The organism is Amycolatopsis sp. A1MSW2902, assembly GCF_017312175.1.
In the GTDB taxonomy this organism is placed as follows: Bacteria; Actinomycetota; Actinomycetes; order Mycobacteriales; family Pseudonocardiaceae; genus Amycolatopsis; species Amycolatopsis nivea.
This window is the reverse complement of sequence record NZ_QJPO01000001.1, coordinates 7,553,980-7,566,554: the sequence shown is the minus strand read 5'-3', so window position 1 is coordinate 7,566,554 and position 12,575 is coordinate 7,553,980. Positions and strand designations below refer to the sequence as shown.

The following is a 12,575-nucleotide window of genomic DNA, read 5'->3' as shown; positions in this document are numbered from 1 at the left end:
TCCTTACGAACGAGGCTTGAGCGGCTCCACGAACTGGGCGTCGAGCCACCGCATCTGCGCCATCCACATCCACCACGTCGCGTCGTCCGGACAGTGCTGCCCGTCGACCGCTTCGCCCCGCAGCCATGCTCCCAGCAGCGCGGTGATGGCCGTGCACACGTCGAGCAGCGCGCGTCCCCACCACCACTGGTGCATCGGAGTGTGCAGCTCGAGGACACCGCCGTGCTCCGGCAGCACCGACAACGCCCAGTCCAGCCGGGTCCGGACCTCGCTGAGCACCTCCGGTTCGAGCTGCGGTTCGCTGGTGGTCTCGCGCATCCGCTCGACCAGCAGCGCCAGCCTCGGATCCGGCCCCTGACCAGCGGGTTCGGACAACCGCCGGTCGACCAGCGTCCGCAGCCCGTTCAGGTGCGTGCGCACGAGCGGGACATACGGCGGGTACAGCACGGCGATCCGGGCTTCGCCGGCCCGGTCCCAGGTGACCGCGCCGGCGTAGGGATCCGTCGTCGCCGGATCGTCGAACATCACCCTGCTCAGAGGGCGAAATTCGTCAGCGGCAGGTTCTCGAGCACCAGGTCGGCGCGGTCGCGGGTGTTCGCGATCAGGTCCGCGTTGCGCTGGTCGGAGCCGAGCGCGCGCTGCCGGGCCTCGACCAGCGAACGGCCGTAGCGCCGGTGCCGGGACACCAGCCGCTCGATCCGCTCCGGCTCGTCCGGCGCGAGGAACCACGCCTCGGTGAGGTACTGCCGCACGCCGCTCCACGGGTCGTCCGGAAGCAGCAGGTAGTTGCCCTCGGTGATGACCAGCTGCACCTCGGGCGCGACCGGGACGGCGCCGGCGATCGGCTCCTCGATCTCGCGGCGGAACTCCGGCGCGTACACCGTCTCGCGGCCCTCGGCGAGCCGGCGAATCAAGTGCACGTAGCCGGCCGCGTCGAAGGTGTCCGGCGCGCCCTTGCGGTCGGTGCGGCCGAGCCGCTGCAGTTCGACCTGGGCCAGGTGGAAGCCGTCCATCCCGACGACCGCGGCCCGCGAACCGAGCGCGTTGGCGATCGCCCAGGCCAGCGTGGTTTTCCCGGAGGCGGGCGCGCCGATGATGCCGAGCACGTGCCGTTCCCGCGGTTTGGCCAGCTTCTCGGCCCGCGCCAGCAGATCCTCGAACGCCGTCATCGCACTCCCTCTTCTCTGCTCTTCGCCAGTTCCCCGACCGGCCCCGTCCACGAACGCGGACCGACATGCCGGACCCGTTCCGCTGCCACCGCGTTCGCGTATCCGATCCAGTCGGCGACCGCGCCTTCCCGCGTCGCGACCGCGTACGCGAGCGCACCGTGCCACACGTCTCCGGCCCCCAGGGTGTCCCGCGCTTCGACGAGCGGCACGGGGACCTGCCCAGAGTCTTCCGTAGTGCTCCAGGCGACCGGCTCCGGGCCCGCCGTCGTGATCGTCACTGACACTCCGCGTTCGGCCAAACTCGGTGCGGGAGCACGGAACCGCGCGGAACAGGCTGCCACGTGAACCAATGGCAGCAACTGGTCCAGTACCGGTTTCCAGCTGCCCGCGTCGAGGACGACCGGCACTTCGCGGGCGCGGGCTTCCTTGGCGACAGCAAGCGCTAGCTCAGGATGATGGCCGTCGACGAGGACCGCGTCCACGCGCTCGAAAATCTGGGCGAGGTCAGGCAGTTCCAGCGGCTCGTCGGAGGCGGCGTTGCGGGAGACGACGGTGCGTTCGCCGTCGCCGTCCCGCACCACGACCGCGCTGACCGGCGGCGCCTGCGTGCGTTCCGGAGCGAGGTCGACCAGGTCGACGCCGCAGGCTTCGAGGTCAGCCCGGGCGAGCGCGGCCAGCGGGTGCGCACCGAGAGCCGTCACGAGAGTCGCTTCGGCCCCGAGCGCCGCGACGGTCACCGCGGCGTTCGTCGCCGGCCCACCGGCCGCGACATCCACCTGCAGCGACTGCACTTTCTCGCTCGGCTCCGGGAATTCCGCGACCCGCTGTACGACATCGACGGTGCACAACCCCGCCAGCAGCACTCGCACGTCAGGTCAACCCGGCGTGCGTGGTGGACGCGACCTCGACGACTTCGCCGTTGTCGTCGAGCTTCAACGCGCCGGTGAGCAGGCCGACCACCTGGTTCATGCTGTGCGTCTTCGGCGTCACCACGGCGACGCGCTTGCCGAGCCGGTGCACGTGGATGCGGTCGGCGATTTCGAAGACGTGCGGCATGTTGTGGCTGATCAGCACCACCGGCAGGCCGCGGTCACGGATCCGGCCGATCAGTTCCAGCACCTTCGCGGATTCCGCGACGCCCAGCGCGGCCGTCGGCTCGTCCATGATCACCGCTTTGGTGCCGAACGCCGCCGCGCGCGCCACCGCGACGCCTTGCCGCTGCCCGCCGGACAGCGTTTCCACCAGCTGGGTAATGGATTTGACCTTGATGCCGAGGTCGTCCAGGATCCGCTGCGCCTCGGTGCGCATGGTCGCGCTGTCGAGCTTGCGCAACCCGATGCCGAACGGTCCCTTCAGCCGCTTTTCCCGGCCCAGGAACATGTTCGACGCGATGTCCAGCGCCGGCGCGACCGCCAGATCCTGGTACACCGTCTCGATTCCGTAGTGCCTCGCGTCCAACGGGGACTTGAAGTGGACCGTCTTGCCGTCCACTTTGATCTCGCCGGCGTCCGGCACCACCGCACCGGACAACGCCTTGATGAGACTGGACTTCCCGGCACCGTTGTCGCCGACCACGGCGAGCACTTCGCCTGGGTAGAGGTCGAAATCGGCGCCGTCGATGGCGGTGACCCGGCCGTAGCGTTTCACCAGGCCGCGCGCGGAAAGGGTCGGCTGCTGCTCGTTCGAGGAAGTCATGACTGCTGCTGCCTCCGTGCGATCCGGTCCACGACCACCGCGGCGATCAGCAACGCGCCGGTCGCCAGGTCCTGGTAGTTGCCGTCCACGCCCATCTGCGTCAGCCCCGAACGCAGCACGGCGACGACCAGCGCGCCGAACAGCGTGCCCAGCACCGAACCGCGTCCGCCGAACAGGCTCGTGCCGCCCAGCACCACCGCGGTGATCGAGTCGAGGTTGCCGAGCTGGAACTGGTTCGGGTCGGCGTTCGGCGTGCGGCCGAGCGCCTGCCACGCGGCGATGCCGAAGCACAGCCCGGCGACGAGGTAGACCGACAGCACGGTGCGGTTGACCTTGATCCCGGACAGCCGCGCGGACTCCGGCGCGTTGCCGACGGCGTAAACGTGCTTGCCCCACGCGGTTTTCGTGAGCGCGTACCAGACGGCGAGGAACATGAGCAGCGCGAGCGTCATGCCGTAGGTGATCGGGATGCCGCCGAAGAGGTACCGCTTCGTGCCGAGCCAGGTGAGCAGTCCGTCGGACACCGGAACCGCCTGGCCGCCCGCGATCAGCTTCGCGACCGCGGTCAGGCCGGTGAACGTGCCGAGCGTGATGATGAAGGCGGGCAGCTTGATCCGCGTCGCCAGGGTGCCGATGAACAGGCCGACCACGACGGTCAGCGCGACTCCGGCCAGCAGGGCGAAGAAAACGTTCGTGACCGCGGCCAGTTTCGCCATCACCAGCGTCGCCACGACCATCGACGACGCGTTGGAAAGGTCGATGCCCGCGATCAGGATGATCAGCGTCTGGCCGAGCGCGAGCGTGCCGACCACCAGCGACTGCTGGACCACTGTGGACAGATTGTCCAGGTCGAAAAAGGTGTCCGTGGCAAACGAAAACACCAGGACCGCCACGACCAGCGCCAGCGCGGGACCGACCGCGGGGGCGCGGAGGAAGAACTCGCCGAGCGTTTCGCGCTCGCGGTTGTTGACCGTCGCGGTCGTCATTTCCCGCCTCCCCAGCAGTTCTGCAGGCCCCACGCGGTGTCCTTGCTCGGCACCCCCGGCATCGGGTGGTCGGTGATCGCGGTCGAGCCGGTGTTGACGAACCCGCTCGGCTTCTTGCCGGTCTTCGCGTACTCGACCGCCGCGAGCACGCCCTGTTCGGCCATCTTCCGCGGGAACTGCATCACGGTGACGGCGAACTGGCCGTTCTTGACGTTCTGCACGCCCTCGCAGCCGCCGTCGATCGAACCGACGGTGAGCTGGTTGGTGAGGCCGCGCGCTTTCAGCGCCGCGTACGCGCCGCGGCCCATCGGCTCGTTCATCGTGTACACCGCGTTGAGGTCGGTGGTGCGCTGGAGGAGGTTCTCCATGCCCTGCTGGGCGAGGCTCTGGTCGCCGTTGGCGTTGGTGTGGCCCTTGATCTCCGGCGCGCCGTCCTTGAGCCCGATGCCCTTGAGGAACCCGCCGTGCCGCTGGGTGTCGACCGAACTGCCCGCGGTGCCGTCGACCATCAGGAGCTTCGGGTCCGCGCCCTTCAGCGCCGCCTTGACGTACGCGCCCTGCTGCTCGCCCGCCGCGAAGTTGTCGGTGGCGAAGGTGGCGTCGACCGCGTCCGGCGGTTCGGTGGCGGTGTCGAGGGCGATCACCAGGATGCCGGCGTCGCGGGCGTCCTTGATGGCCTTGAGCACGCCGGTGGACGAGCTCGGCGTGATCAGGATGGTGTTCACGCCCTGCTGCATCAGGTTCTCGATGGCGCGCACCTGACCGTCGTTGTCGCCGTCGAACTGCCCGGCGAGCGCGCTGAAGTCAGCGCCGTTGGCCTTGGCCGCGGCGGCCGCGGCGCTGCGCAGTTCGACGAAGTACGGGTTGGTGTCGGTCTTCGTGACGAGGCCGACCTTGGCCTTGCCGCTGCCGCCGGTTTTGGAGCTGCCGCCCCAGTGGCGTTCGACGGTGCACCCGGCGGTGGAGACCGCGACAGCGGCCGCCAAGGCGAGTGCGGTGAGACTCCGGTGTCTCATGGAGATGCCCTCCGAATCGAGGTGCGAGCTTGCCGATGGACGGGAAGGTAGACAGACTCATGCCATGACGCAAGCGTTTGCGCAAACGCTTGCCAACGCTCCTGGTTTCGCTCTCTCGATGAAGGACAGACATGCCGCGACCCCGCTCCGCCCGCCCGACCCAGCGCGACATCGCCGAAATGGCGGGCGTGTCGATCACGACGGTCTCGCACGTCGTCAACGGCACGCGGGCGGTGGCCGAGGAGACGAAAGCCGCGGTGCTGCGCGCGATCGAGACCACCGGGTACACCGGCGACGCGATCGCGCGCTCGCTGGTCACCGGGGGCACGCGGTCGATCGGGATGGCGATCTCGCTGGTCGCGAACCCGTACTTCGCGGCGCTGATGCACGCGATCGAGCGGGAGGCGTCGGCAAACGGATACACCGTGCTGCTGGCGGACACGCACGACACCGCGGGCACCGAACGGGACGTGGTGCGCGCGCTGCGGTCGCGCCGGGTCGACGGGCTGCTGATCACGCCCGCGCCCGGCGACGGGTCGGTGCTGGGCGAACTGGTGTCGCTGGACGTGCCGACCGTGCTGATGGACCGGCTCACCACCCGGACCGACATCGACCAGGTCGGCGCGGAGAACATCCAGGCGACGTCGGCGCTGACCGCGCATCTGGCGTCGCTGGGCCACCGCCGGATCGGGATGATCTCCGGCGCGCCCGGTCTGACGACGAGCGACGAACGCGTGCTGGGCTACCGGCTCGGCCTCGGCCGGTCAGGATTGAGCTGGTCGCCTGACCTGGTGGCGTGCGGACAGTCCTCCCGCGACGGCGGCGGCTTGGCGTTGAGCACGCTGCTGGCGCTGCCGGATCCGCCGACCGCGCTGGTGGTGGCGAACGACAGCATGATGGTCGGCGTCCTGCACGAGGCGCGGCGACGGGGTTTGCGGATCGGCCAGGACCTGCCGGTGGTGGTGTACGACGACGTCGAATGGGCCGATCTCGTGGACCCGCCGCTGACGACGATGGCCCAGCCGATCGACGAAATCGGCCGCCGGGCGGTGCAATTGCTGCTCGCTCGACTGGCGGATCCCGGCCGACCGGCCGAGACTGTGCGGTTGCCGCCGACCTTGCGGCACCGGGCTTCGTGCGGGTGCGCGTCGTGACTGCCCCGCGTAACCAGGCCCGCGGCCGTTCACTCACCTCAGTGATTCTCGGGACCCGATCGTCTCGGACCCTCTCTGGTGCGGCCCGACAGTGGCTACTGTTGGGTAGGTATCGACGACGAGGGCCATGAAAAATGACCGTTCTGGCGCCGGAGGTCTCCCACTGGGACCTGCCGGTCACCCATCGGTTCGGGGTGGCATTGGGGAGGCACGCCAGCCCGTACCACGACCAGCTGCTGCGTGCCATCCGCGGCGCTGCCGCGCGGGCGGGTTGCGACCTGCTGCTGGCCGACACCAGCGACTGTCCGCGCGCGGAAGCCGAAGTGCTGCGCGCACTGCAGGCGGACAGGATCGACGGCGTCCTTCTGGTGCCCGCGCCCGGTGACGAGGCGGTCGTGAACGGTCTCGTGCGGACGGGTGTGCCGACGGTTCTGGTCGACCGGATCGCCGGCCGCAACGACGTCGACCAGGTCGGTTCGGAGAACTTCCAGGCCATGTCCGCGCTGGTCGAGCACCTGGCCGCGCGCCGGCACCGGCGGATCGCGTTGATCACCGGCACCGAAGGCACCACCGTCAGCGAAGAACGCGCCCTCGGTTACCGCCTCGGCCTAGGCCGCGCCGGGCTGCGCTACAACCCGGAGCTGGTGGCGTCCGGCCAATCCACCGCAGGCGGCGCGGCCCGCGCTGCCGCGAAACTCCTGGACGGCTGGCCCTCGCCGACTGCCTTGGTGGTCGCGGGTGAAGCGATGCTGATCGGCGTGCAGTGGGAAGCACACCGCCGCGGCATCCGGATCGGATCGGAACTGGCGGTCGTCGGATACGGCGACATGGACTGGGCGCGCACGGTTTCCCCTGGCGTGACGACGATGGCACAACCCATCTCGGAAATCGGCCGCCGGGCAGTGCAGCTGCTGTTGGCACGCTGCCGCGAGCCGGAGCGCCGACCGGAGTCCGTCCGCCTCGCGCCACGGTTCTTGCACCGCGCTTCGTGCGGCTGCTGAGCTTTACAGGGTCGCCGCGGCCTCCAGCAGCATCCACCCTCCAATTTGGACAGACAGATCCCGCTCCGCCTTGCCCGGCGGGTTCGGGGCTGGCTTGCCCCAGTACGCGCTGAACAACGGTCCGGTTTTCTCTTGTGCCGCACCGTTCCAGCACGCTTCAGCTGAGTTTTGGACCAGCCTTTTCGCTGTTTCCGCTTCCGGCCTAGGCAGTTTGTTGGCCTTGTTGGCCGCGAGCGCGAGGTAACGGGCGGCGATCGCCGAGAAGAGCCCGCCGTCGCCCCCCTCCGATCCCGGGAGAATCCCTTGTGGTGCAAGGTGTTTCTCCACCGCGCGGATTGTGCGTGCGGCGTCGTCCCAGCGGGACTGTTCCAGACATGCGCCGAGGTAAACCCCTTGGCAGTACGAGAAAATATGCTTGACCACTTCGCCGGTGTCCGCCCGGATCCCGTCCCAGACCAAGCCGGTCTCCGGGTCTACGAGGGTGTCAGTGAGCCATTGCGTCATGGCGCCGGCGCGTTGTTGATCACCCGTCCGGGCATGAAATATAGCGGCGGGCCCGTTCGCGGGGGTATTCTTGAAGGAGTCGCCGCGCCGCCACCAAATTCCCCCGCCAAGGTCTTCTGTCCAGCCTTCGTGCAGCCGTTTGCTGATCGCCTCGATCGGTTCGTCCACTGTGGATAGTTGGAGTTGACGCACTCGCTGCAGCGCGAGCCCTAGCCAGGCTATGTCGTCGTAGTAGTCGTTTACCCAGGAACCGAAATTGCGCCGGTGCACCGTCGCGATGAAGCGGTCGATCAGCCGCGCGCGTTCGTCGGTGGGCTGACGGAGCTGCGCGTCGACGAGACTGTCGAGGAGATGGGCCTGCCACCAGTAGTTCCAGTGCCAGTGCAACCGCTGACTAATGGTGGGCGGCCACCCACTCCGACCTAGGACGGTGCCCGGGAGAGCCCATAGGCGGCGGAGGTGTCGGGCGCAGACCGCCTGTTCGGCTGAGGCGGCGCGTTCGAGTGCTGCGGCACGCTCGGCTGAGGCGTGGCTCTCGGCTGCCGCGGGTTGCTCGCTCGCTGCGGCACGCTCGGCCGGTGCACCCTCAGCCACCGCCGCCGCGGTGCGCTCGGCCGGGTCGATTGCGTCATTGGCTTGGTCGACTGTGCGCTCGGCCGGTGCCGCACGCTCAGCGGGATTCGCCGCGCCCGCAGCCGCATTCGGCGTGCGACCGGCAGAGTCGTCCGAGGGCGATGCGGCAGGGCCGGGCGCATCGCCACGCGCAGCAGAATCGGCGGGCTCGGCTGGATCGGCGGTCATGACCTGATTCTGCCTGCGCTGCGGAGAACTTGCCTCTCTACGCACACTCCCGTCTGAGCCGCGCGATCGGCGCTAGGCCTGGGTTCTCGTGAGCGGCCCCGGTTCTAACCGGCGTAGCCACTCACGAAGCACCCCATCGGTGGCAAAGCGGCGAAGTCACCAAGCCTTGGAGAGGTCCGCATGCTGTCGGATCCACGCGTGCATCACGATTCCGGCCGCAACCCCCGCGTTGATAGACCTTGTCGTGCCGAACTGGGCGATGGAGACCACTTTCGCCGAGTCCGTCTGTGCGGCTTCGGACAGACCAGGGCCTTCCTGGCCGAACAGCAGCAGGCACTTCCGGGGCAGTTCGGCGGTTTCCACCGGCTCTGCGCCGGGCGTGTTGTCCACCGCTACCACCGTCAAGCCCTCTGCGGTGGCGAATTCCAGCAGCGTCGCGACGTTCTCGTGGTGGCGGAGGTGCTGGTAGCGGTCCGTCACCATCGCGCCTCGGCGGTTCCAGCGGCGGCGGCCCACTATGTGCACTTCCGCGGCGGCGAAGGCGTTCGCGGTGCGGACGACCGTGCCGATGTTGTGGTCGTGCTGGAAGTTCTCGATCGCGACGTGGAACGGGTGTCGTCGGGTGTCCACATCGGACACGATTGCTTCGCGGCGCCAGTAGCGGTAGGCGTCGACCACGTTGCGGCGGTCGCCGTTGGCCAGGAGTTCGGGGTCGTAGCGCGGGTCGTCCGGCCAGGTGCCTGGCCAGGGGCCTACGCCTACCTCCTCGCGGTTCACCCACTCGGTGGGGCCCGCTTCGGGTTGTTCCGTCGTCACGAAGGACGATTCTCGCTCAGCCGAGGCTGACGCCGTGCGCCGGACTGTCGTCGTGGCGGTGGCGCCACCTCAGGTAGGCGCCCAGGTACGAGATCACCAGCACCGCCAGGGCCACCACGACCACCACTGGCAGCAGCGAGCGCGGGATCACCGTGCCGTAGAGGTAATACGCGTTGAACCCGCCGGGCAGGTCGCCGAGACCCTGCTGATGCCGGAAGAAATCTTCCAGCGCGGTGAGCGGGCACGGAATCGGCGTGACATTGACCAGCACGCCCCACACCGCGAAGAAAATGTGCACGAAAACGACCTTCGGCCACCGCCACGCGAGGAAGCCGCCGAAGCCGATGAAGAGCAGGGCGAGGATGTGCACCGCCACGGTGACATCGGCCAGAACATGCGCGACCGTCGTGTCCACCTTCGCCCCCTTCCCAGTGCACCTACCAGCGACGTTACTCCGATTACCCGTCCAGGGAGCGGGAAATAGGGGGACCTGATGTGATGTTCGACCCACCGGAGCAACGAGTTCACCCGGCAGGTAACGGAGGGATCACTCCGGGTAGGAGACGGGGCGGAACACCCGGCACGAAGGGACCCGACGCGCCGTAAATGACTTCGTTCCGTGCGCGCGAATCGACGGAGAAAACGAGGGAAAAGCGGGTTGACGAACGCGGAAGAAGGACCTCAGGCCGGCGAGCCGGTGCCGCCGAAACCCGGCCAGAGGGTGACCCCATTGAGCTTGAGGTCGTCGGGCAGCTGGCCATCGCGGCGCCCGTCCGCCGTCGCCCAGACGACCTCGGAGTCGGGGTAGAGAGTCACCACGAAGCCCACGTCAGCGGGGTGCGCGTACTCGATCGAGAGCACGTCGTCGACGCTGAGCACGACTTCGTCGCCATAGGGTTCGACGTTCCAGGTCCGGGGCTTGTCGTCGTTGTTGGTCACCTGGATCCGGATCATCCGCGCCCTCCCGTGGCTCGAAGCCGACGATACGCGGAAAAGGGCGTTCAGCCAGTGAACGCTGCTCCGTCGATGTCCGTCACGACCAGGCGGATGGTTGCGTCCGCCCACTCGGTCCCGTCGAGTACCTTGCGCACCTGGGCTTCGGCGGCCGACAGCAAGGGCGGCAGCGGCAACCGCAGAGCGACCACCCGGATCTCCACCGATTCCGCGGTCAGATCCACTGACCCGCCAGCGGGATCGGTCGGCAGCCAGCTGATTTCCGCGGCCACGCTCGTCGCGGGGCGGAGGCCGTCGACGGCCGACAGGGCGTCGGCGAGTCTTCCGGTCAGCGAACGCGGATCGGTCACTTCCGCCCCACTTCGATGTCCAAAATGGACACTCGGACGGCGTCCACGGAGCGGCCGGTCTGCGCGAGGACTTCCCGGAACACCGCGCGCTGCACCGCGCGGCCCACGGCGGCGGCCTGGTCCGCACCCGAGATGACCACGTCGACCTCGACCGTCAGGCTGTCCTCGTGGGCACGGACCCGGACGCCGTCCGCGGGAGCCGGTTCCAGGCCCTTCCAGCGTTGCCTGGCTTCGCGGGCCCACGCGGTCGCCAACCCGCGCAGGCCGGGTTCCAGGCGCACGACTCCGGCGGTTTCGGCGGCCGCGCGGGCGGCAACGCTCGCGATCACCGGGGCGGCGATCACGTATTCGGCGGTCATTCCCCGTCCTCGTACACGTCTTCCACCAGCAGATCCAGGCTGACCAACGAAATACCCACCCGCGAGGTCGCGGCAGCGGACACCAGTTCTCGTACGCGGGCCAACGTGTCAGCGCCGCTGGTGTTCCCCAGTCGCGCCGCGAGGGTGAGTTCGACCTCGACCTGGGCCGCGCCCGACGAATCGACGCCGACCTTTCGCACTCGCACCCGGCGGGCGCGGACGTCGCCGGCAGAATCGGCCGCATAGCGGAGCACGACCGCGACGGCTTGTTCGCTCACTTCGACCGAACCCGGTTCGGCGGCGGCGAGATCCAGCATCTGACCGCGGCGCACCTCAGCACGGACGGCCGACATGATCCGGCCGAACAGGTCCGGCGGGGTCGGGTCGGGCTCGTCGATCAGTTCCTGCGTCGCCGAGCGCAGGGCCAGCAGGCTTTCCCGCGCGGTACGGCAGTGGACGCACTCCGCCTGGTGGTCGTCGGACTCGTCCAGGCTCTCCCAGAGCGTTTCCAGTTCCCGGCCGCACGGCAGTTCGTAGTCCTGGTTCACCTCCACGGCTTCATCACCTCCGCCAGCTGCGCACGGGCCCGGGCGATGCGCCCCCGGACCGCGGTGGGGTTCGCGCCGACGATCTCGCTGATCTCGTCGTACGACCGGCCGTGCACTTCACGCAACAGCCAGCACGCCCGTTGCTGCGGGGTGAGCGTCTGAAGCGCCTCGTCGAGCGCCGCGAGCTGGCCGCTGACCTGCACCGCGTGCTCCGGCTGCGTGTCGCGGCGCGGCGATTCGGCCAGGTCGAGATCGACGTCAGCTTGCGGGCGGCGCGCCCGGATCACGTTGAGACAGCGGTTGGTCGTTCCGCGGTACAGCCAGCCGACGAACGCGTTGTCGTCGTTCAGCTGCGCCAGCTTCCGCCACGCGCCGAGGAACGCTTCCTGCACTACGTCCTCGGCGTCGCCGCGGTGATGCAGCATTTTCAGGGCAAGCCGGAACATCGGGCCCTGATAACGCTGCACGAGCTGTTCGTACGCGCGCACGTCGCCGTCTCGCGCACGGCCGACGAGGGTGGCGTCGTCGAGCGGGACACTGGTCGTGGTCACGGCACCCCCTTCCGTCAGGGGGACACCGCGTGGCGGGCATTCGTCACGCACGCATTGTGGGTGACTGTGCTCACTTCCGCTCGGTTGACTCCTCAGCTGAGCCCGAGGTCGTCCTTGCTCAGCAGGTACCGGTACTCGAGCCCGGCCTTCTCGATGGCTTCCCGCGCGCCGGTGTCGCGGTCGACGACCGTCGCGACGCCGACCACGGTGGCCCCGCCTTCGCGCAGCGCCTCGACCGCGGTGAGCACGCTGCCGCCGGTGGTGGAGGTGTCCTCGACGGCCAGCACCCGCTGCCCGCGCACCTCCACGCCCTCGATCCGGCGCTGCATCCCGTGTTCCTTGATCGCCTTGCGGACGACGAACGCGTCGAGCACCACGCCCTCGGCGGCGGCGGAGTGCAGCATCGCCAGCGCCACCGGGTCCGCGCCGAGGGTGAGCCCGCCGGTCGCGACGTAGTCCCAGTCAGCGGTGAGCTGCCGCAGCAGCTTGCCGATGAGCGGGGCGGCCGCGTGCTGCAGCGTCGCCCGCCGGAGGTCGACGTAGTAATCGGCTTCCTTGCCCGAGGCCAAGGTGACCTTGCCGTGCACGACGGCCAGTTCGCTGACCAGCCTGGCCAGTTCGAGTTTCGCAGTTTGATCCAACCCGGGGTACGCCACGGCCGAGAGTCTTAC

Annotated in this window: 16 protein-coding genes and 2 pseudogenes; 3 read left to right on the top strand and 15 right to left on the bottom strand. The window is 69.0% G+C overall.

Annotated features, from left to right (window positions below; genetic code table 11):
* Positions 1-3: 3 nt before the first annotated feature.
* Genes DMP23_RS35245 through DMP23_RS35220 form a run of 6 tightly spaced genes read right to left on the bottom strand, consistent with a single transcriptional unit; the run spans position 4 to position 4,866 of the window.
* A complete protein-coding gene (locus DMP23_RS35245) occupies positions 4-525 on the bottom strand; it encodes a hypothetical protein (protein ID WP_037808850.1) in 522 nt (173 codons plus the stop codon).
* A gap of 8 nt (positions 526-533) precedes the next feature.
* Positions 534-1,169, bottom strand: coding sequence for a nucleoside/nucleotide kinase family protein (locus tag DMP23_RS35240; protein WP_009084950.1), 636 nt, complete (start codon positions 1,167-1,169; stop codon positions 534-536).
* On the bottom strand, positions 1,166-2,032 hold the full coding sequence (locus tag DMP23_RS35235) for a PfkB family carbohydrate kinase (protein WP_337824477.1): 867 nt from the start codon (positions 2,030-2,032) through the stop codon (positions 1,166-1,168). The genes DMP23_RS35240 and DMP23_RS35235 overlap by 4 nt, the downstream gene beginning before the upstream one ends.
* Positions 2,033-2,039: 7 nt before the next feature.
* On the bottom strand, positions 2,040-2,864 hold the full coding sequence (locus DMP23_RS35230) for an ATP-binding cassette domain-containing protein (RefSeq protein ID WP_037808853.1): 825 nt from the start codon (positions 2,862-2,864) through the stop codon (positions 2,040-2,042).
* Positions 2,861-3,850: an ABC transporter permease gene (locus DMP23_RS35225; RefSeq protein ID WP_009084957.1), complete on the bottom strand. Its 990-nt coding sequence runs from the start codon at positions 3,848-3,850 to the stop codon at positions 2,861-2,863. The genes DMP23_RS35230 and DMP23_RS35225 overlap by 4 nt, the downstream gene beginning before the upstream one ends.
* On the bottom strand, positions 3,847-4,866 hold the full coding sequence (locus DMP23_RS35220) for a substrate-binding domain-containing protein (protein WP_037808854.1): 1,020 nt from the start codon (positions 4,864-4,866) through the stop codon (positions 3,847-3,849). Before DMP23_RS35220 ends, DMP23_RS35225 begins: the two co-directional genes overlap by 4 nt.
* A 131-nt stretch (positions 4,867-4,997) precedes the next feature.
* Between DMP23_RS35220 and DMP23_RS35215 the strand changes: the two genes are divergently transcribed.
* From DMP23_RS35215 to DMP23_RS48130, 3 genes and pseudogenes are all read left to right on the top strand, one after another.
* A complete protein-coding gene (locus DMP23_RS35215; protein WP_037808855.1) occupies positions 4,998-6,020 on the top strand; it encodes a LacI family DNA-binding transcriptional regulator in 1,023 nt (340 codons plus the stop codon).
* A 134-nt stretch (positions 6,021-6,154) separates the two neighbouring features.
* Positions 6,155-7,021 carry a LacI family DNA-binding transcriptional regulator gene (locus tag DMP23_RS35210; protein ID WP_337823623.1) on the top strand — a complete coding sequence of 289 codons (867 nt, stop codon included), beginning with the start codon at positions 6,155-6,157 and terminating at the stop codon, positions 7,019-7,021.
* A pseudogene (locus tag DMP23_RS48130) lies at positions 6,928-7,134 on the top strand (hypothetical protein); the annotation flags it as partial. The gene DMP23_RS35210 and the pseudogene DMP23_RS48130, both read left to right, overlap by 94 nt.
* On the opposite strand, the pseudogene DMP23_RS35205 reads toward DMP23_RS48130, so the two are convergent.
* The 9 genes and pseudogenes from DMP23_RS35205 to pyrE form a co-directional block, all read right to left on the bottom strand.
* Positions 7,127-8,326: pseudogene (locus tag DMP23_RS35205) on the bottom strand (glycoside hydrolase family 76 protein); the annotation flags it as partial. The pseudogenes DMP23_RS48130 and DMP23_RS35205 overlap by 8 nt on opposite strands.
* Positions 8,327-8,482: 156 nt before the next feature.
* On the bottom strand, positions 8,483-9,142 hold the full coding sequence (locus DMP23_RS35200) for a TrmH family RNA methyltransferase (RefSeq protein WP_037808860.1): 660 nt from the start codon (positions 9,140-9,142) through the stop codon (positions 8,483-8,485).
* 16 nt (positions 9,143-9,158) lie between these two features.
* On the bottom strand, positions 9,159-9,557 hold the full coding sequence (locus tag DMP23_RS35195) for a DUF2784 domain-containing protein (RefSeq protein ID WP_037808862.1): 399 nt from the start codon (positions 9,555-9,557) through the stop codon (positions 9,159-9,161).
* Positions 9,558-9,823: 266 nt separating this feature from the next.
* Positions 9,824-10,096: a hypothetical protein gene (locus tag DMP23_RS35190; protein WP_037808864.1), complete on the bottom strand. Its 273-nt coding sequence runs from the start codon at positions 10,094-10,096 to the stop codon at positions 9,824-9,826.
* Between the two features lie 47 nt (positions 10,097-10,143).
* Positions 10,144-10,446 (bottom strand): hypothetical protein, encoded by a 303-nt coding sequence (locus tag DMP23_RS35185; protein WP_051728641.1) that lies wholly within the window; start codon positions 10,444-10,446, stop codon positions 10,144-10,146.
* A complete protein-coding gene (locus DMP23_RS35180; RefSeq protein WP_037808867.1) occupies positions 10,443-10,805 on the bottom strand; it encodes an Asp23/Gls24 family envelope stress response protein in 363 nt (120 codons plus the stop codon). Before DMP23_RS35180 ends, DMP23_RS35185 begins: the two co-directional genes overlap by 4 nt.
* Positions 10,802-11,359 (bottom strand): hypothetical protein, encoded by a 558-nt coding sequence (locus DMP23_RS35175; protein WP_037808868.1) that lies wholly within the window; start codon positions 11,357-11,359, stop codon positions 10,802-10,804. Before DMP23_RS35175 ends, DMP23_RS35180 begins: the two co-directional genes overlap by 4 nt.
* The gene (locus tag DMP23_RS35170) at positions 11,350-11,904 is read right to left on the bottom strand and encodes an RNA polymerase sigma factor (RefSeq protein ID WP_037808869.1); all 555 of its coding nucleotides are present in this window, start codon (positions 11,902-11,904) and stop codon (positions 11,350-11,352) included. The genes DMP23_RS35175 and DMP23_RS35170 overlap by 10 nt, the downstream gene beginning before the upstream one ends.
* A 92-nt stretch (positions 11,905-11,996) precedes the next feature.
* Entirely contained in the window at positions 11,997-12,560 is a 564-nt protein-coding gene (gene pyrE, locus DMP23_RS35165; RefSeq protein ID WP_037808870.1) for an orotate phosphoribosyltransferase, read from the bottom strand.
* Positions 12,561-12,575 lie beyond the last annotated feature (15 nt).

Excerpts from the sequence above, each read along its gene's own strand:
- DMP23_RS35210 (WP_337823623.1), top strand. The coding sequence starts at position 6,155 with ATGACCGTTCTGGCGCCGGAGGTCTCCCACTGGGACCTGCCGGTCACC.
- DMP23_RS35180 (WP_037808867.1), bottom strand. The coding sequence starts at position 10,805 with ATGACCGCCGAATACGTGATCGCCGCCCCGGTGATCGCGAGCGTTGCC.
- DMP23_RS35220 (WP_037808854.1), bottom strand. The coding sequence starts at position 4,866 with ATGAGACACCGGAGTCTCACCGCACTCGCCTTGGCGGCCGCTGTCGCG.
- DMP23_RS35240 (WP_009084950.1), bottom strand. The coding sequence starts at position 1,169 with ATGACGGCGTTCGAGGATCTGCTGGCGCGGGCCGAGAAGCTGGCCAAA.
- DMP23_RS35215 (WP_037808855.1), top strand. The coding sequence starts at position 4,998 with ATGCCGCGACCCCGCTCCGCCCGCCCGACCCAGCGCGACATCGCCGAA.
- DMP23_RS35230 (WP_037808853.1), bottom strand. The coding sequence starts at position 2,864 with ATGACTTCCTCGAACGAGCAGCAGCCGACCCTTTCCGCGCGCGGCCTG.
- DMP23_RS35225 (WP_009084957.1), bottom strand. The coding sequence starts at position 3,850 with ATGACGACCGCGACGGTCAACAACCGCGAGCGCGAAACGCTCGGCGAG.
- DMP23_RS35190 (WP_037808864.1), bottom strand. The coding sequence starts at position 10,096 with ATGATCCGGATCCAGGTGACCAACAACGACGACAAGCCCCGGACCTGG.
- DMP23_RS35245 (WP_037808850.1), bottom strand. The coding sequence starts at position 525 with ATGTTCGACGATCCGGCGACGACGGATCCCTACGCCGGCGCGGTCACC.